At 49.2% G+C, this 18,834-nt stretch carries 20 protein-coding genes and 1 riboswitch; of the genes, 18 read left to right on the top strand and 2 right to left on the bottom strand.

Features of this window, described 5'->3' with window-relative positions; translation table 11 throughout:
- Positions 1–6 precede the first annotated feature (6 nt).
- The 4 genes from KNP62_RS13000 to gcvH all read left to right on the top strand — a co-directional run bounded on the left by KNP62_RS13000 (position 7) and on the right by gcvH (position 3,445).
- Positions 7–1,791: an acyl-CoA dehydrogenase family protein gene (locus KNP62_RS13000; protein WP_214785797.1), complete on the top strand. Its 1,785-nt coding sequence runs from the start codon at positions 7–9 to the stop codon at positions 1,789–1,791.
- A gap of 89 nt (positions 1,792–1,880) precedes the next feature.
- Positions 1,881–2,612 carry a hypothetical protein gene (locus KNP62_RS12995; protein ID WP_214785796.1) on the top strand — a complete coding sequence of 244 codons (732 nt, stop codon included), beginning with the start codon at positions 1,881–1,883 and terminating at the stop codon, positions 2,610–2,612.
- A gap of 47 nt (positions 2,613–2,659) precedes the next feature.
- Entirely contained in the window at positions 2,660–3,013 is a 354-nt protein-coding gene (locus KNP62_RS12990) for an arsenate reductase family protein (RefSeq protein ID WP_214785795.1), read from the top strand.
- A gap of 48 nt (positions 3,014–3,061) precedes the next feature.
- Positions 3,062–3,445: a glycine cleavage system protein GcvH gene (gene gcvH / locus KNP62_RS12985; RefSeq protein ID WP_012726861.1), complete on the top strand. Its 384-nt coding sequence runs from the start codon at positions 3,062–3,064 to the stop codon at positions 3,443–3,445.
- 45 nt (positions 3,446–3,490) lie between these two features.
- On the opposite strand, the gene KNP62_RS12980 is transcribed toward gcvH, so the two are convergent.
- Positions 3,491–4,546, bottom strand: coding sequence for a PTS sugar transporter subunit IIC (locus KNP62_RS12980; RefSeq protein WP_251125717.1), 1,056 nt, complete (start codon positions 4,544–4,546; stop codon positions 3,491–3,493).
- Positions 4,547–4,726: 180 nt separating this feature from the next.
- On the opposite strand from KNP62_RS12980, the gene KNP62_RS12975 reads away from it, so the two are divergent.
- The 13 genes from KNP62_RS12975 to KNP62_RS12915 all read left to right on the top strand — a co-directional run bounded on the left by KNP62_RS12975 (position 4,727) and on the right by KNP62_RS12915 (position 17,222).
- Positions 4,727–4,984: a thioredoxin family protein gene (locus KNP62_RS12975; RefSeq protein WP_214785793.1), complete on the top strand. Its 258-nt coding sequence runs from the start codon at positions 4,727–4,729 to the stop codon at positions 4,982–4,984.
- Positions 4,985–5,434: 450 nt separating this feature from the next.
- Positions 5,435–5,541: riboswitch (SAM riboswitch) on the top strand.
- Positions 5,542–5,618: 77 nt separating this feature from the next.
- Positions 5,619–6,647, top strand: coding sequence for a methionine ABC transporter ATP-binding protein (locus KNP62_RS12970; protein ID WP_214693486.1), 1,029 nt, complete (start codon positions 5,619–5,621; stop codon positions 6,645–6,647).
- Entirely contained in the window at positions 6,637–7,299 is a 663-nt protein-coding gene (locus KNP62_RS12965; protein WP_012726857.1) for a methionine ABC transporter permease, read from the top strand. The genes KNP62_RS12970 and KNP62_RS12965 overlap by 11 nt, the downstream gene beginning before the upstream one ends.
- A gap of 30 nt (positions 7,300–7,329) precedes the next feature.
- Complete coding sequence (locus KNP62_RS12960) at positions 7,330–8,163, top strand: MetQ/NlpA family ABC transporter substrate-binding protein (RefSeq protein ID WP_285800619.1); 834 nt, start codon at positions 7,330–7,332, stop codon at positions 8,161–8,163.
- A gap of 100 nt (positions 8,164–8,263) precedes the next feature.
- Positions 8,264–9,478 (top strand): MDR family MFS transporter, encoded by a 1,215-nt coding sequence (locus KNP62_RS12955; RefSeq protein WP_214785791.1) that lies wholly within the window; start codon positions 8,264–8,266, stop codon positions 9,476–9,478.
- Between the two features lie 178 nt (positions 9,479–9,656).
- On the top strand, positions 9,657–10,418 hold the full coding sequence (gene sufC / locus KNP62_RS12950; protein WP_214786046.1) for a Fe-S cluster assembly ATPase SufC: 762 nt from the start codon (positions 9,657–9,659) through the stop codon (positions 10,416–10,418).
- Between the two features lie 12 nt (positions 10,419–10,430).
- On the top strand, positions 10,431–11,699 hold the full coding sequence (sufD, locus tag KNP62_RS12945) for a Fe-S cluster assembly protein SufD (protein WP_214693478.1): 1,269 nt from the start codon (positions 10,431–10,433) through the stop codon (positions 11,697–11,699).
- A gap of 1 nt (position 11,700) precedes the next feature.
- The gene (locus KNP62_RS12940; RefSeq protein WP_214785790.1) at positions 11,701–12,921 is read left to right on the top strand and encodes a cysteine desulfurase; all 1,221 of its coding nucleotides are present in this window, start codon (positions 11,701–11,703) and stop codon (positions 12,919–12,921) included.
- Positions 12,911–13,345 (top strand): Fe-S cluster assembly sulfur transfer protein SufU, encoded by a 435-nt coding sequence (sufU, locus tag KNP62_RS12935; protein ID WP_026825487.1) that lies wholly within the window; start codon positions 12,911–12,913, stop codon positions 13,343–13,345. The genes KNP62_RS12940 and sufU overlap by 11 nt, the downstream gene beginning before the upstream one ends.
- Positions 13,346–13,364: 19 nt before the next feature.
- A complete protein-coding gene (sufB, locus tag KNP62_RS12930) occupies positions 13,365–14,762 on the top strand; it encodes a Fe-S cluster assembly protein SufB (RefSeq protein ID WP_047795116.1) in 1,398 nt (465 codons plus the stop codon).
- Between the two features lie 69 nt (positions 14,763–14,831).
- The gene (locus KNP62_RS12925; protein ID WP_214746219.1) at positions 14,832–15,266 is read left to right on the top strand and encodes a hypothetical protein; all 435 of its coding nucleotides are present in this window, start codon (positions 14,832–14,834) and stop codon (positions 15,264–15,266) included.
- Positions 15,263–15,685, top strand: a complete 423-nt coding sequence (locus KNP62_RS12920; protein ID WP_251125716.1) for a DUF6678 family protein — start codon at positions 15,263–15,265, stop codon at positions 15,683–15,685. The genes KNP62_RS12925 and KNP62_RS12920 overlap by 4 nt, the downstream gene beginning before the upstream one ends.
- Before the next feature lie 553 nt (positions 15,686–16,238).
- Entirely contained in the window at positions 16,239–17,222 is a 984-nt protein-coding gene (locus KNP62_RS12915; RefSeq protein WP_214785789.1) for an L-lactate dehydrogenase, read from the top strand.
- A 37-nt stretch (positions 17,223–17,259) separates the two neighbouring features.
- On the opposite strand, the gene KNP62_RS12910 is transcribed toward KNP62_RS12915, so the two are convergent.
- Entirely contained in the window at positions 17,260–18,585 is a 1,326-nt protein-coding gene (locus KNP62_RS12910) for an alanine/glycine:cation symporter family protein (RefSeq protein WP_251125715.1), read from the bottom strand.
- Between the two features lie 82 nt (positions 18,586–18,667).
- Here KNP62_RS12910 and KNP62_RS12905 point away from each other — a divergent pair.
- On the top strand, positions 18,668–18,834 hold a 167-nt coding region (locus tag KNP62_RS12905), incomplete at its 3' end, for a helix-turn-helix domain-containing protein (protein ID WP_483299218.1).

The raw sequence follows: 18,834 nt of genomic DNA, 5'->3' as shown, positions 1-18,834 counted from the left end.
TCGGATATGGAACGTACAGAACATGAATTGATTAAAGGCGGTAGCTTTGTCATTGACGCACTCGACGCAGAGCGTCTCTTCACACCAGAGGATTTCTCAGATGAGCATAAGATGATTGGGGACACGACGGCGGGATTTGTCGATGACCGCGTCATGCCGGTTCTCGAGCGCATCGAGAAACACGAGTTCGACCTCTCTGTCGAATTGTTGAAAGAAGCAGGCGAGCTCGGTCTTCTCGGAGCAGACGTTCCAGAAGAGTACGGCGGCTACCAACTCGATAAAATCTCTTCTTCGATCATCACGGAGCGTTTCGCGAAAGCTCGTTCGTTCGCACTCAGCTACGGCGCACACGTCGGAATCGGGACACTCCCGATCGTCTTCTTCGGATCAGAAGAGCAAAAGCACAAGTACTTGCCGAAACTCGCGACAGGGGAATGGATCGCGGCTTACGCGCTCACGGAGCCAGGCTCAGGGTCGGACGCCCTCGGTGCGAAAACGACGGCTGTCTTGAACGAAGCGGGCACGCACTACGTCTTGAACGGTGAGAAGCAATGGATCACAAACGCTGGCTTTGCGAACGTCTTCGTCGTCTACGCAAAAATTGATGGCGACAAGTTCAGTGCTTTCATCGTCGAGCGTGACTTCAAAGGAGTCTCAACTGGCGCAGAAGAGCAGAAGATGGGGATCAAGGGATCGTCGACACGTACGCTCATCCTTGAAGATGTCGAAGTACCAGTCGACAACCTTCTCGGTGAAGTCGGAAAAGGTCACGTCATCGCCTTCAACATCTTGAACGTCGGTCGTTACAAACTTGCAGTCGGTGCAGTCGGTTCATCAAAACGTGCGTTCGACCTCTCGGTACAATATGCGAACGAGCGCAAGCAGTTCAAGACACCGATCAGCCAATTCCCACTCATCCAAGAGAAATTGGCAACGATGGCAGCGAACATCTATGCGATGGAAAGCTCAGTGTATCGCACGGGCGGCTTGTTCCAAGATAGCCTCGACGCACTTGGTGACGAGAACATGCGCGACGGATCAAAAGTGGCACAAGCGATTGCTGAATATGCGATCGAATGCTCACTCAACAAAGTATTCGCTTCTGAAACGTTCGACTACGTTGTCGACGAAGCAGTTCAAATCCATGGTGGATACGGATTCATGGCAGAGTATGAAGTCGAAAACCTCTATCGTGACTCACGCATCAACCGCATCTTTGAAGGAACGAACGAGATCAACCGTTTGATCGTTCCGGGTACACTTCTCAAGAAAGCGATGAAAGGTGAATTGCCGCTCCTCGCAGAAGCACAAAAACTTCAAAAAGAGCTCATGAGCTACATGCCGCAAGAATTGGACGGCTCACCGCTCGCACGCGAGAAGATGCTCCTTTCGAACATGAAGAAGATCAACTTGATGGTCGCAGGTACAGCGGTTCAGAAGTACCAACAAGACCTTCAAAACGAACAAGAAATCTTGGCGAAGATTGCAGACATGATCAGTGCTATCTATGCGCTTGAAGCAGCCATCGCTCGTACAGACAAGGCGATCGCACGCACAGGCGAAGAGAAGAACACTCTCAAAGTCCGCTATACAGAAATCTTTGCAGAACAAGTGTTCAAACAAGTCGAACTCATGGCGAAAGAAGTGTTGTATGCAGCGGCGTCTGGTGACGAGCAGCGCATGCTTCTCTCGGCAATGAAGAAGTTCAGCCGCTATCAGCCGATCAATGTGATCGGGACGAAGCGTGAAGTCGCTGCGAGCCTCATCAAAGCGAACAAGTTTATCGTGTAATTCAATCGACAGAAAGGGTGGACCGGACGCGGTCGGCCCTTTCTTTTTTTGACCTCTGCCACGTACAATAGAAACGAGGGGGAGAGACGATGAGAACACGCGATAGATTGCTTGAACGAATGGAACAAATCGGAGAATCGGTTGCCGCACACGAAGGGACGCTGATGCTGCTTGCATTAGGGTCGATTGGACAAGAAACGGAGCGGTTGGATGATTACTCGGACCTCGATTTCTTTTTGATTGTCGAGGATGGACAGAAGGCACGCTTTATCGACCGACTCGACTGGCTTGAAGTCGAACCGCTTCACTATCAGTTTCAAAACACGAAAGACGGACATAAGATCATGTATCACGATGGCATCTACGGTGAATTCGCCGTCTTTGAAGTACATGAACTCGCAGCGATCGCCTATACACCAGGACGCGTCGTCTGGCGACGGGACGAAGCACTCGACGTGTTCGCGACACCGCGTCTTGAGATCGCGCGTGAAGCGACGGCTTACTACTATGAAGAAGCATTGACGAACCTATATGTCGGCTTGCTTCGGGAACGTCGGGGCGAGATGCTCGCCGGGTTCGAACTCGTCCAAGTCGCGGCAGTACAAAACGTCTTGAAGGCGCTCGGTGGACAAGGAGACCCGTTCAACCCGACACGTCGGGTCGAGACGAGACATCCAGAGATGATTCCTTTCCTGTCAGGCGGGGTATTAGGATACGGCAGGTCAAGCGAAGCGGCAGCGGTCATCCTTCGCTTTATGGAAGAGCGACATTCCGTCAATCCGACGATGAAACGAGAGATCGAACGGTTGCTTGAGACGTGAATTGATTTCTCTAGATATGCTACATTGATGAAAGAGGTGATGAACAGATGGTGACACTATACGGCTATCCACCATGCAGTACGTGTAAAAAAGCAGAAAAATGGTTGAAAGAGCAAGGCGTCGATTATACATACGTTCATATCGTCGAATCGACACCGACGAAAGAAGAACTCGCCGAGCTGTGGAAACAATCGGACTTACCGCTTAAGAAATTCTTCAACACGAGCGGGCAAGTGTATCGGAACGAAGGCATCAAAGACAAGCTGCCAAATCTATCAGAAGACGAACAACTTGAGCTATTATCAAGCAATGGTATGCTTTTGAAGCGTCCAATCGTCACAAATGGTGAAAAAACGACGGTCGGATTTTCAGAAAAGTCCTTTACGGACGTTTGGGGCTAAGTGCTATAATACAGATGTGAGTCTAATTTATTTGAGGGGGAAGTTAGGATGAGCAAAGTACCAGCAAATTTACGTTATTCGAAAGAACATGAGTGGGTAGAAGTGAACGGAACGAAAGCCCGCATCGGCATCACGGATTTCGCACAGAGCGAACTAGGGGATATCGTGTTTGTGGAACTCCCAGAAGTTGACGGTACGATTTTGCTCGACGAGCCATTCGGTTCAGTCGAATCAGTGAAGACGGTCTCTGAGTTGTATGCGCCAGTATCAGGACGCATCACAGCAGTGAACGAGGACCTTGCAGATTCTCCAGAACTCGTCAACGAGTCACCGTTTGAAAATGCATGGATGATCGAAGTTGAGTTGACGGAAGAGTCAGACCTCGACAAGCTCATGTCTGCAGAAGAATATGAAGCGATGATTCAAGGATAAGTAAAACCGGCCTCTCCTAATTGGAGAAGCCGGCTTTTTTAATGCTTACTCGAAATCAAGACGGTAGTGGTCTGATTTGACGAGCGTCGTCCGTTCGAACACACGATAGAAGAAAATCCCGAGTCCGACTGGAATAAGCCCGAACAAGACGATCACGAGAAGTACGTTGAACAAGGCGAATCCGCCCGGCATGAGTTGTAGCGCGTTTACCGGTCCGATGAGTCCAGATACGCCAAACCCTGCGCTGATTGGAGTCCCCTCGATTCTTAATATACCAGCGAGCGCACCGAGGATGGCCGCATTCGCCAAAATCGGAAGCATCATAATCGGGCGTCGGACGAAGTTTGCCATTTGAATCTTCGGTGACCCGAGGAAGTGGGCGATCGATGTACCGGTCGCGTTCGCCTGCCAACCCGCGATGGCGAGACCGAACCCAGCGGCGACGACGCCGAGGTTTGCCGCACCGGCTGCAACGCCTGATAGACTGATGGCCGTTGCGATCCCGACAGTCGAAATCGGCGAGACGATGATGAGCGAGAACGCCATCGCGATCAGGATGCCCATGAGAACCGGTTGAAGATCCGTCATCGTCATGATGAGGTATCCGATGTATGTCGTGATCTGTGAAATATACGTCAATAAGAAGGCACCGATGCCGCCTGCGACGACAATGACTGTCATCGGCATGACGATGACGGTATACGTCTTCAAATGTGGGGCGAGCTTCATGACGAGAATCGTAGCGATCGCAGCGGTCACACCGGCTGTGATCACGTCACCGATTCCGGCCATCACAAACGCACCTTCGTTAATTCGAACGGCGCCACTGCCGACATAGGTTGCGATGGCGATTGTTCCAGCCTCTAAAATCGATCGTCCGAACTGCATCGCGACGGCAAGACCGATAATGGCCGGGAGGAGGCGCATCGCAATCGTCGTCGCATCCAATATGAATTGAAGAGACGGAAAATAAGGGAGTATAGCTTTCGTGAGTTCGCCGAGCAGCGCACTCGGGATGAGGGCGATCAGAATCGCCATGCTGAGACCGTTTAAGACGTTCATCGTAAATTGCTTTGTCGTACCTGTTGCCTGTTCCGTCATCATTCATTCACCTGTCCTTCTTCTTTGCTGTTATGTACAAAAGCGATAAAGTTAGAATCCATATTATTCCTATCAGACAGAAGAGTCAAGAGAATCATTGAAAAATTCTGAAATTTCACGAGAGCACGATTTTTGAACGTGACTCGAACGACCATTATAATGACAGGAGAGGTGAGAAAAATGATTACAGACGGATTCTTATATATATACGCGCCAATGTGTGGTACATGCGCTGTCGCGGAGAAAATGTTGACGGTCGTCGAGGCGGTCGACCCTGAAATTCAGATTGAAAAGCGCGATGCGAACTATATCCCAAACGAGCTTGAAGCCTATCAGGTGATGAGCGTCCCAGCGTTGTTAAAGCTTGAAAATGGCGAGGTTCGGGATCGCCTTTATGCCTTTCAAAACGTTCAACACGTCCTCTCTTTCGTGAAGTGAGAGAGGAACATTAGAATAATCTGAAAATTTTAAATAATCAGTTGACACAGAAAGTTCACGAATGGTATATTCATTACAACATCTTACTTGAACACAAAATAGGACGCGATATTCCCGACATCAAGACGTTTTGATGAAGCCGATGCTACCTTTATACGAATACACGTCAGTCTTCCCTTCGATTGTCCCCCAAAAAAATCAAGCGAAGAAAGACGTTCCGTATAATCGCACGGTCCAAGTCAAGATCGAGTGATGATTGGTGAATCTCCCCCATATAAGGATGTAAATCTTGAACGGGCAAAAGATTTTCATCTATGGGCTGTCCTTCCGTGACTCAAGGTGCTACGTTCTGTGTCGTCCTCGGACGGCACCTTTTTTTGATTTTTTTGAAAAAATGATTTGACAGCAGAAAAAGCTGTCGCTATGATAAAGCTAATCGAATACACAACACTCTTATCAAGAGAGGCTGAGGGACTGGCCCTATGACGCCCAGCAACCGCGGAGCAATCCGAAATGGTGCTAATTCCAGCAAGGTGAGAAACCTTGACAGATGAGAGCAATCGTTGTCCGTACGATAAAGTGCGCACGTTTGCTCAAACGTGCGCGCTTTTTTTGTTGTCAGGAGGGAAAGGAATTGATTCAACTACGAAACGTCGCCAAATGGTTCGATACGAAGAATGGTCGTGTCCAGGCGGTGGATGATGTGTCACTAACGATTGATCGCGGTGAAATTTTTGGAATAATCGGATATTCGGGGGCGGGGAAGTCGACGCTCATCCGATTACTCAACCGTCTCGAATCACCGTCTAGCGGTGAAATAGAGGTCGCCGGGAGTGAGCTCACGAAGCTCAGCCCGAAAGAATTACGAGGGGTTCGCAAGAACGTCTCGATGGTCTTCCAGCACTTTAACCTTCTGTGGTCGCGCACGGTCGCAGAAAACATCAGCTTCCCACTCGAATTGATCGGGGTTCCGGCAAGTGAGCGGAAACGTCGGGTTCAGGAACTCGTCGAGCTCGTCGGACTATCAGGTCGCGAAGATAGCTATCCGTCACAATTATCCGGCGGTCAAAAACAGCGAGTAGGGATTGCCCGCGCGCTCGCTACAAATCCAGAGGTGCTCCTCTGTGACGAAGCGACAAGCGCGCTCGATCCGAAGACGACGGATTCGATTCTTGAACTGCTCGTCAGCATCAATAAGAAGCTCGGATTGACAATCGTCCTCATCACGCATGAAATGCACGTTATCCAAAAGATTTGTCATCGCGTCGCCGTGATGGAGGCAGGGAAAGTTGTCGAGACGGGTCAAGTCTCTGATGTGTTCCAACATCCGGAGCAGCCGATCACGAAAGAATTCGTGAAACAAATTGGGGCGGTCGACGATCTGTCGCTCACGTTCGAACATTTGAAAGCACGCTATCCGAGTGGGCAAATCGTCAAATTGAAATTCTTGAACGAAACGGCAGAACAACCGATTTTGTCTGATGTCCTTAAGACGCACGACATCGGATTCAACATCATCGGCGGGAACGTGACTCAGTCACAAGTCGGTGCGCTCGGCACGCTATTCATCCAATTGATTGGGGAAGCACGAGAAATCGAACGCGCCATCGCGTCGATTCGTTCGCAATCAGTAGAAGTGGAGGTGGAAAGCGATGTTTCCTAACGTAGACTGGCAAATCATGATGGAACAGACATGGGAGACGTTATACATGACGCTCGTCGCGGGTGTCGCGACGTTTGTGATTGGACTCGCTTTAGGTTTGATTCTTTATATTACAAACGAATCGCTATTATTGAAGAATCGTCCAATTTACGTCTTCGTCAGCGCGATCGTCAACGTATTTCGTTCGATCCCGTTCATCATCTTAATCATTTTACTCATCCCGTTCACGTTGTTCCTGCTCGGTACCATGCTCGGTTCGACGGCGGCGCTTCCGGCACTCATCATCGGAGCTGCACCGTTCTACGCCCGTATGGTCGAACTTGCCCTTCGTGAAGTCGACCGCGGTGTCATTGAGGCAGCGGAATCGATGGGCGCGACGAAATGGCAAATCATCTACAAAGTCTTGATTCCGGAAGCACTTCCGGCAATCGTTTCAGGACTCACAGTGACCATCGTTGCAATCGTCGGTTATACGGCGATGGCCGGCGTCGTCGGAGGCGGCGGACTCGGGAACTTGGCCTTCTTGGAAGGCTTCCAACGCTCACAAAACGACGTCACGTTCGTGGCGACGGTGCTCATCTTGATCATCGTGTTCGTCATCCAGTTCATCGGTGACCGACTCGTCACAAAAATTGATAAACGTTCAGCTTAATAACACATATACCATTTGGAGGGATTCATGATGAAAACTTGGAAAACAGTACTCGGATTGACAGCTTTATCAGCATTCACAGTTCTCGCGGCTTGCGGCGGGGAAGAGGCAGAAACAGGTTCTGGCGATGAAAAAACATTGATTGTCGGTGCGTCGAACGTACCGCACGCTGAGATTTTAGAGCACGTACAAGAAGAATATGAAGCAAAGGGCTACAAACTCGAAATCAAGAAGTTCCAAGACTACGTGCTTCCGAACAAGACGCTCGCAAGCGGTGAGCTCGATGCGAACTACTTCCAACACGAGCCGTACCTTGAGTCACAAATGGCTGAAAACAAAGACTATAAATTCGCATCTGCGGGTGGCGTTCACATCGAGCCAATCGGTGTGTACTCACAAAAATACAAATCGCTCGACGAACTTCCTGAAGGCGCAGAAATCATCATGAGTTCATCGGTCGCTGACCACGGGCGTATCCTCACGATGCTCCAATCAGAAGGTCTCATCACACTTGCTGAAGGCAAAACAGTCGATGCAACTGTCTCTGACATCGTCGACAACCCGAAAGACTTGAAATTCAAGACGGACGTTGAAGCAGCACTTCTTCCGACAGCTTACAACAACGGAGAAGGCGATGCGGTTCTCATCAACACGAACTACGCAATCGATGCAGGTCTCAACCCACTTGAAGATGCCATCGCACTTGAAGGCGAAGACTCACCATACGTCAACTTGATCGTCACACGTGAAGGGGACGAAGAAGATGAGCGCGTCAAGGCACTCCTCGAAGTATTGACTTCTGAAGAGACACAACAGTGGATCTTAGACGAATACAAAGGTGCGGTTGTACCGGTAAAACAATAAGCAGTCTCGACTCAGGGATCATCCCCTGGGTCTTTTTTTGTCTAGTGTTCTTTCATAAAGAGAAGTACACTACATATATGAAAGAAAAGGGGGGATTTGGATGAAGCTCAGACAGATTCATCCACTGACGTGGGGCGTCCTGTTCGGGACGTTTTTTGCACGACTGGCGACGTTTTTCGTCATGCCATTTTTTGCGATCTATCTGGCCACGCTCGGATTTTCGGCGAGTGTGATTGGAACGATCTTTGCCGTGACGGCACTTTCGGGTCTGTTCATGAGCTTCTTTGGGGGGACACTCTCTGACCGATATGGGCGAAAACAACTCATGCTGATTGGGATTGTGCTCAATGCCGTCACGTTCGCTGGCCTTGCGCTTGCGACCGATCTGTTTTGGTTTTATATGCTATCGATCTTGATGGGCATGTCGCGATCTTTCTTAGAACCGGCTTCACGCGCACTCATCAGTGACACGACGCAGGCAGACCAACGGGTCATCGTCTATAACGTCCGTTACTTTATGATCAATATCGCCGCGGCCATCGGGCCACTCTTAGCGGTCGTCTTGTCGCTCACCGGTGTGAAGACCGCATTCTTTGTTGTGACGGCAGTGTACATATTGTATGGAATTATCATCTCGATCTTGTTTTATAAGTATCCGTTTAAAGAGGGGGATGGGGTCAAGGCACGGCCACGTTTGACGGAGACGTTTCGCGTCCTACGAGACGACCGGACATTCCGTGCGGTCATCATCGGGATGATCTTCGCGATTATCGGTTATAGCCAGTTCAATTCGACGCTCCCGCAATTCATCGCGCTACGCGATGGATTAGAAGAAGGCTCGAGATTATTCGCCTACTTATTGACGACGAACGCCATCACGGTTCTCATCGTCCAATATCCGATTATGCGTTTCGGGATTCGTGTCTCTCCGATCAAGTCACTCTTTTTCGGGATTTCGACGTTGTCGTTGGGACTCTTACTCATCGGATTTGCGACGGTGGAGTGGGTATTGTTCGTTGCGATGGCCATCTTCACGGTCGGCGAGGTGTTGATGTTCACGATGACGGACGTATTGACGGATGAACTAGCTCCTGAACATTTACGGGGAACTTATTTTGGGGCGATGGGATTGACGTCACTCGGTCAGACAATCGGACCGATTATCGGTGGGGTGTTACTGGATACGTTTGGCCAATCATCGCTTCCGGTTTTCGGAAGTTTGGCGCTCTTAACGGGATGTGGTGCCTTCTTCTTCGCGGCCGCAGTACGAGAGCGGAAAGCCGTCCTCGCACTCGTCGAAGAGAATGCCGGATAATGTCTTGATTTCCTACTATTAGCATTCTCAACTTTTATCATTCTATTGAGAATGAATTCTAAGGTGAGTCGCTTGAAATAAAAAAATGACTAGTCTAAGATTAGAATATATCTAATCTACGCCATTCACTATGGCGAGAAAATACGGAAGGGGTATCCGAATGTCTAACGTACCACAAATGAAAATTGATGACCTCCGCGTCTCAATCGAAGGAAAAGAGATTGTCAAAGGTCTTAACCTAGAAATTAAAGGTGGCGAAATTCATGCCATCATGGGTCCAAACGGGACTGGTAAATCAACACTCGCATCAGCACTCATGGGTCATCCACTTTATGAGGTCACTGGGGGAAGCGTCGAATTAAACGGCGAAGATGTCCTCGAGATGGAAGTCGACGAGCGCGCACAAGCAGGGATGTTCCTTGCAATGCAATACCCGGCTGAAATCAGTGGTGTGACAAACGCAGACTTCTTGCGTTCAGCAATCAACTCACGTCGTGAAGAAGGTCAAGAAATCTCGCTTATGAAGTTCATCCGTGAACTCGATGCGAAGATGGAACTTCTCGAAATCCCTTCAGAAATGGCACACCGCTATTTAAACGAAGGATTCTCAGGCGGTGAGAAGAAACGTAACGAGATTCTTCAAATGATGATGATTCAACCGAACATCGCCATCTTGGATGAAATCGACTCAGGTCTTGATATCGATGCGCTCAAAGTTGTCGCAAAAGGCGTCAACGAAATGCGTTCAGAAGAGTTCGGTTGCTTGATCATCACGCACTATCAGCGTCTCCTCAACTATATCGAGCCAGACTTCGTACACATCATGATGGACGGAAAAATCGTCATGTCTGGTGGCAAAGAGCTCGCACAACGACTCGAGGCAGAAGGTTACGACTGGGTGAAGCAAGATCTCGGAATGACAGTAGACACAGAAGCGTAAGGAGGCTGTACGATGACCGTACAATTTGAATTGGATGCACAAGCGTTGTCGGCACGTGCAGAAGCGCTCGGCGGACCAGCATGGATGGTCAACCGTCGTAAAGAGGCAGCAGAACTTGCGCCGACACTTGCTTTGCCAAAAGTTGAAAAGATTAAGATTGATAAGTGGGACTTCGCAGCGGGTGATGTCAATCTCGAACCGAAAGACGGTTTGACAGCTGACATCGAATCACTTCTCGGAGACCACCGGACAAACGTGCTCGTTGAACGCAACGGTCATGTCGTCTATAACGAATTGTCGATGCCAGAAGGCGTCTTATTCATGGGAATCAAAGAAGCGATGGAGCAACATCCAGAGCTCGTTGAGAAATACTTCATGACGGAAGGCGTACGTGTCGATGAAGAACGTCTTTCGGCGTTGAATGCTGCCCTCACAAACGGTGGGGCGTTCATCTACGTACCGAAAAACACACAGTTGAAAGATCCGCTTCAAGCGATCTTCACGATGGAACAGGCGAACGGTGCCCTCTATCACCACACGATTCTCGTCGCTGACGAAGGTAGTGAAGTGACATACATCGAAAACTTCCTTTCTGGTACGAACGAACCGCACACGGTCAACGTCGTGACGGAAGTATTCGCTGGAGAGAACGCGAAAGTCGTCTTCGGTGGTGTCGATCAGCTCGCTGAATCTGCCCTCACGTTCATGAACCGTCGCGGTGTCGTCTATGCGAATGGTCGCCTCGATTGGGCGCTCGGTCACATGAACGACGGAAACTCGGTCGTCGAGACGAAGACTCACCTCGTCGGTGATAACACATATTCGGATACAAAAGCTGTGACAATCGGTCGCGGTGCACAAAAACAAAACTTCAACATCCGTACCGACCACTTCGGAAAAGCATCTGAAGGGTTCATCTTGATTCACGGTGTCCAAAAAGACGCAGCCACTGCGATCTTCAGCGGAACATCGATGATTCACCACGGTGCGTCAAAATCGAACGGTGTTCAAACAGAGCGCGTCTTGATGCTCTCTGAAAAAGCACGTGGGGATGCCAACCCGATTCTTCTCATCGATGAAGATGATGTTATGGCAGGTCACGCGGCATCAGTTGGCCGTGTCGATGATGTTCAATTGTACTACTTGATGAGCCGTGGTTTGTCTCGCCAAGAGGCAGAGCGTTTAATCATCCACGGATTCTTGACGCCTGTCGTCGAAGAACTCGCAATCGATTCGGTCAAAGACCGTCTCCGCGAAGTCATCGAAGGGAAAGTACGTTAAGATGTTGAACGCCTCGATTCGTGAACAGTTTCCGATTTTAGATCAGGAAATCAATGGACACCCGCTCGTTTATCTTGATAGCGCGGCGAGCTCACAAAAGCCGCTCGCTGTCATCGAGGCGATCGAGGACTATTATCGTCGCAACCATTCGAACGTGCATCGTGGCGTCCATACGCTCGGGACGCAAGCAACGGATGCGTATGAAGGAGCACGCGAACGCGTCCGCTCGTTCATCCATGCGGCGGTTCCTGAAGAAATCATTTTCACACGTGGGACGACGACGGCCATCAACTTGGTCGCGTCGAGCTACGGAGATGCGAATGTCGGTGAAGGCGATGAAATCGTGCTCACTCCGATGGAACACCATGCGAACTTGATTCCGTGGCAACAACTTGCCAAGCGCAAAGGTGCGACGCTTCGTTACGTCGAACTCACGCCGGACGGACGTGTCACATTGGATGCCGTTCAAGCCGTCTTATCGGATCGGACGAAAATCGTCGCGATGAGCCACGTCTCGAACGTGCTCGGTACGATCAATCCGATTGCCGAAGTCGCTCGACTCGCGCATGAGTTTGGTGCCGTCATGGTCGTCGATGCCGCACAAAGTGCACCGCATCGTAAACTGGACGTTCAGGCGCTCGACTGTGACTTCCTTGCCTTTTCTGGACATAAGATGCTCGGACCGACTGGAATCGGTGTCTTATACGGGAAGAAACAACTTCTCAAAAACATGGAGCCAGTCGAGTTCGGTGGCGAGATGATCGACTACGTCGATTTGTATGAATCGACGTGGAAAGACATCCCGTACCGCTTCGAAGCGGGAACACCGATTATTGCTGGGGCGGTCGGACTCGCGGCAGCCATCGATTTCTTAGAAGAAATAGGGCTTGAGAACGTCGAAGCACACGAACGTGAACTCGCGTCTTACGCGATCGAGCAGATGAAAACGATTGAAGGGATCGAGATTTACGGTCCTGAAGATCGCGTCGGTCTCGTCACGTTCAACTTGAAGGACGTGCATGCGCATGACCTCGCGACCGTTCTCGATATGCAAGGCATCGCGGTTCGTGCCGGTCACCACTGTGCACAACCACTCATGCGTCTTTTGAAGCAATCATCGACGGCGCGGGCGAGCTTCTATTTGTACAACACAAAAGAAGAGGTCGACCGTTTCATCGAGGGATTACGTCAAACGAAGGAGTATTTCAATTATGAGTTTTAATAATCTCGACATGTTGTACCGCCAGGTCATCATGGATCACTATAAAAACCCAAGAAACCGTGGCGTCATCGAAGATGGCGTGACGGTGGACTTGAACAACCCGACATGTGGGGATTCGCTTCGTCTTCAACTACAAGTCGAAGACGACATCGTCAAAGATGCGAAGTTCGAAGGGGAAGGCTGCTCAATCAGTCTCGCCTCGGCATCGATGATGACCCAAATCGTCAAAGGAAAAACAGTAGAAGAGGCGCTTCAACTCGCCAACATCTTCTCTGAAATGGTTCAAGGCAAAGAGTACGACACGGATACGTTTGACCTCGGTGATATCGAGGCGCTCTCAGGCGTATCGAAATTCCCGGCTCGAATCAAGTGTGCCACGCTTGCGTGGAAGGCGCTTGAAAAAGGAGTAGACGAGGACGCGTAAGGAGAAGGAGGAGACCGATATGGCAAAGAATATGCCGGAAATTGGCGATTATAAATACGGCTTCCATGATCGGGACGTTTCGATTTTCCGTTCAGGCCGCGGCTTGACGACAGAAATCGTAGAGACGATCTCGCGCATGAAAGAAGAGCCACAATGGATGCTCGACTTCCGTTTGAAGTCGTTGGATCACTTCAACAAGATGGCGATGCCGACATGGGGCGGAGACCTCTCGGCACTTGATTTCGACGAAATCACTTACTATGTCAAACCATCTGAAAAGACAGAACGCTCATGGGATGAGGTACCAGAAGAAATCAAACGTACGTTTGACAAGCTCGGTATCCCAGAAGCAGAGCAAAAATACTTGGCAGGTGTCTCGGCTCAGTATGAGTCTGAGGTTGTCTACCACAGTATGCAAGAAGACTTCGAAGCCAAAGGTGTCATCTTCAAAGATACAGACACAGCACTCAAAGAAGACGAAGAAATCTTCAAAGAGTACTTCGGGAAGTTGATCCCGCCGACGGACAACAAGTTCGCGGCCCTCAACTCAGCTGTTTGGTCGGGTGGCTCGTTCATCTACGTACCAAAAGGCGTGAAACTCGAGCAACCGCTCCAAGCCTATTTCCGCATCAACTCGGAAAACATGGGTCAATTTGAGCGTACGCTCATCATCGTTGACGAAGGCGCATCGGTTCATTACGTCGAAGGATGTACAGCACCGGTTTACACAACGAACTCGCTTCACTCAGCGGTCGTTGAGATTTTCGTCAACAAAGACGCATACTGCCGTTACACGACAATCCAAAACTGGGCGAACAACGTCTACAACTTGGTAACGAAACGTGCAGTCTGTGAAGCGGGTGGATCAATGGAGTGGATCGATGGAAACATCGGATCGAAACTCACGATGAAATACCCGGCTGTCATCTTGAAAGGGGAAGGCGCACGTGGGATGACACTCTCGATCGCCCTCGCTGGTAAAGGACAGCACCAAGACGCTGGAGCGAAAATGATTCACCTCGCGCCGAACACGTCTTCGTCAATCGTCTCAAAATCGATTTCGAAACAAGGCGGAAAAGTATCGTACCGTGGAATCGTCCACTTCGGCCGTAAGGCGAAGGGCGCGCGCTCGAACATCGAGTGTGACACGCTCATCATGGACAACGAGTCAACGTCAGATACAATCCCGTACAACGAAATCTTGAACGACCAAGTGTCGCTCGAGCACGAAGCGAAAGTCTCAAAAGTGTCAGAAGAGCAACTCTTCTACCTCATGAGCCGTGGAATCTCGGAAGAAGAAGCGACAGAAATGATCGTGATGGGCTTCATCGAGCCATTCACAAAAGAATTGCCAATGGAATATGCGGTCGAAATGAACCGTCTCATCAAGTTCGAGATGGAAGGTTCGATTGGATAATCGTGACTTTGAAACCAGCGAAGCTAAGCTTCGCTGGTTTTTTGTATAATGAAATAAGGAGGCGATAACGTGACCCATCGATTTTTAGTAGAGAGCCGAGAGATTTATTCATTCATGAATCCCATGCTTGTCATTTGCCCGAGATGTGGGGGACAGGCTGATGTGTGGGAGAAGAATGATGAGGTGCGCCTCAGTTGTCTTCATTGCGGTCATTTGCAAATGAAGGAGAGCGGTACGAAGTACGTCGGAGAACCAATCGATGTTCATTTTGGTTTGCCGCTATTTTTACAAACAGGTTGTTGTGGTCATGTGTTATGGGCTTACAACCGTGAACACCTCAACTATATTAAATATTATATCGAGGCAAAGATTCGGACGAGCGAGGGAACGAACCGTAGTCTCGAAAGTCGATTACCCGCTTGGATGAAACGCAAGCAGAATCGTAAAGAAGTATTACGAACGATTGAAAAATTAGAGCTTATGATAGAAGGTTCAACAGCATGAACCGACGAGAAGAACTGCAATACATAGAGAGACACCAATTGACATCGGTAATGAACGAGACAAAATGGCAACGTCTTAATCGAGCTGTCTCTGAAGCGTTGACGCATGCGCCGTCGTATCAAATGAAATACTTAAGGGAGGATACGTTATTTCCAAGTGATTTGTTATCCGAGTATGAAATATCGTGGGGAGAGTGGGATGAGATTTGGCTGGAATCCCGTTTACGCTCCATCGAATTGATTCGTTTGCGACCAAGCGTACTGCTCTATAAGGGAGTGATTCTTGACCCAGATGTTTGTGATATGTCCACCGAACTCATTTCAATTTTAGAGAGAGAAAAAATTCCGTTCATTCTGGAAAGTGAGACGATTCAAATTTTTGGTTATGTTCGGAATACAGGAATCTTTGAATCGAAGTAGGATATTTAATAAATAAAAGTAGTCATAACGAATATCGTTGCTTATGGAGGTTATATTGAAAAAAATTTTATTTATATTTCTTTCGTTTATTTTTTGGTGGATTCTAATTGATGAGTTAATTTTATTCATTCCAACTAAAAATTTTGCACTACTGTTTCTTTCAGCTCTTTTTTGGGCTCCAGTATTTTCTGTTTTTATTACATTTTTAAGTGTTTATTACTTTGAAAAGCTCAGTAATCCCAAACTGTACTGGAGTATTGTGGCAACATATTCATTTGTCTCATTATGGAGTATATTAAAAATTGTCCGTATTTTATATTTTTTAAAAATCTTTGAAGTAAGATCTTAACATTGCTTCAAAACAGTGAAAAACCTCTGACTAAGTTTAGCTTATAAAAGAGAAAAGGCGAGTGACCCGATTGATGCTGGGTCACTCGCCTTTTGTACAATAAAATTTAATATATTCGTGTATTTTTCATGCGGCTTTTGTCGTTAAAGATGGAAGAGTCGGGTATGCTAAAAAGAGAATGATATATAGAAAGGAAGGATCCACATGACACGTATTCCGCATAAAGATGATATTGACCCGAAAGACATCACTCGCATCGCCGTCATCGGTGCAGGGTGGGTCGGGGTCAGTTTTGCTTATCAATTATCGACGGCAGCCCTTTGTGAAGAGCTCGTCTTAATCGACTCGAATCATGCCAAGGCGGAAGGGGAGGCAATGGACCTGAATCACGGCATCTCGTTCGCCCCGACACCGGTCCGAATCTGGGCAGGCGATTATTCAGATTGTAAAGACGCAGATATCGTCGTCATCACGGCAGGAGCCGCACAAAAACTCGGCCAAACACGGATGGACCTCGTTGAGCAAAACGCGAAGGTCGTCCGCACCGTGACGGAAGACTTGATGAAGAGTGGATTTGACGGCATTTTAGTCGTTGCGACGAACCCAGTCGATGTGATGGCGCACGTCGCTTGGAAGGCATCGGGCCTACCGAAAGAACGCGTCATCGGTTCGGGGACCGTCCTCGACACGGCACGACTCCGCTACAAACTCGGAGACTATTTCGAACTGTCGCCGCGAAATTGCCACGCTTATTATATGGGGGAACACGGCGATACTGGATTTGTCGCGTGGAACAATGCCCGCATCTACGGAAAGAGTATTGATGAACTATTGGCAGAGAACAAGAAGTATCAGTTTGAGGACTTGGAATTTATTTATACAGATGTGCGTGACGCTGCTTATCAGATTATTGAGTATAAGAGTGCCGCCTATTATGCGATTGGGGTCGGCTTGCTACGCATCATCCGGGCCATCGTGCGAAATGAAAACTCCGTCGTCACGATTGGGGCTCATTTAGACGGCGAGTATGGGGCGACTGATGTGCATATCGGCGTACCGGCCTTGATTGACCGAAGCGGTATTCGCAAAATCATCGAGATTGAATTGACGGACGAAGAACAACAGAAGTTTGACGCCTCGGTACAAGCCGTCAAGGCTGGAATCGAGAAGGTCGAACCGGCCTCCTAACAAAACAATCCGACTGCGTGAGCAGTCGGATTGTTGGTTAAGATGCTTCTTCTTCAGCGATATCTTTCTTATAGTACTTCTCAGACGTGAAGAATTCGGTCGTTAATCGCTTCACCTCGCTGCTGAGTAACAATACGGCAATCATGTTCGGGATGAGAATCATCGCGAGCATCAAGTCGAGGAAGTTCCAAATCATTTGGGCGCCTCCGATCGAACCGATGACAATCGAGACGATATAGACGGCCTTCATGATTTTTCCTGCCGTTAAACCGAATAAGTACTCCGCCTGACGCGAGCCGTAAAAGATAATGACGATGATTGTCGAGAGCACGAAGAAAATGAGGGAGATCGTGACAAGTAAACTTCCCGTATACCCAAAGTATTCACGGAAGGCGATTGTCGTCAATGCTGCTGGGTCTTCCATTGCTCCATCCGCTGTCCACACACCTGAAGACAAGACGACGAAGGCGGTCGTACTACAAATGATCAACGTATCGATGACGATTCCGATGACCGCCCAGAATCCTTGGCGTACCGGATGATCCGTCTGTGCAGCGGCATGGGCGATTGGTGCCGTCCCAAGACCGGCTTCATTCGAATAGAGTCCGCGGGCGAAGCCCCAACGAATTGTTTCGGCGACTGCGGCTCCGGCGAAACCACCGAACGCGGCCATCGGCTCGAACGCGTAAGAGAAAATAAGACTGAGCACGTTTGGAATCTCAGACAAGTTCATCAACACGATGATGAGTCCTGCCCCGACGTAGACGAGCGCCATCCCAGGAACGACGATCTCCGTCACTTTCGCAATCCGTTTCAAACCACCGAAGACGATGATACCGACAAGAACGGCAACGACAATGCCAGTGATGAGCGTGTTTCCGTTGAACGTCTCACGAACTGCGGAGCTGACGGCGTTCCCCTGTACCATGATACTCGGGATGAGTTCGATCATGAGGGCAAAGGCGAACCAAGTCGCAAGCCATTTCCAACGAAGGCCTTTTGATATGTAGTAGACAGGTCCACCGACAAATTCGCCGGCGTCATTCTTTTCACGATAGTGGACGGCAAGTACGCTCTCCGAGAACTTGATGGCCATGCCGATGATGTCAATGACCCACATCCAGAAGATGGCACCCGGTCCCCCGAACATGATCGCTGCAGGCACACCGATGATGTTCGCGGCCCCGACTGTTGAAGAGAGCGCTGACGTTAAAGCTTGTCTCGGGCTTATGTCGCCCTTACCTTTTGGTTTTTTAAAGATACTGCCGAATGTTTGTTTAACTAAATCAGGCGAGAATTCTCCCTCCTCTAAGCGTCTCGGGGCGTAGCCCGGCGTAGGCGGAGGATGAATCGCCCGGTCCAAAACTCTTCTCTCCCTGTGACAGATGTAGCGAACAAAAGTTCGTGATTCCGTCAGATTCTCCCTCCGCCTCCGCGGGTATCTGATGAGGAAGATGATTCACAATCTTCTGGAGGGAGGAGGGACGGACATGCTGAAAGCCTACAAATATCGGCTTCACCCAACGCCGGCACAGGCCGAGTTCCTCATCAAGACGATCGGCTGCGCCCGGTTCATCTACAACAAGCTGCTCGAGGACCGCATCGCCATCCG

The organism is Exiguobacterium sp. s183 (assembly GCF_018617655.1).
Taxonomy (GTDB): Bacteria; Bacillota; Bacilli; order Exiguobacteriales; family Exiguobacteriaceae; genus Exiguobacterium; species Exiguobacterium aestuarii_A.
Note: the sequence above shows the minus strand (reverse complement) of the source record. Positions and strands in the feature narration are given on the sequence as shown.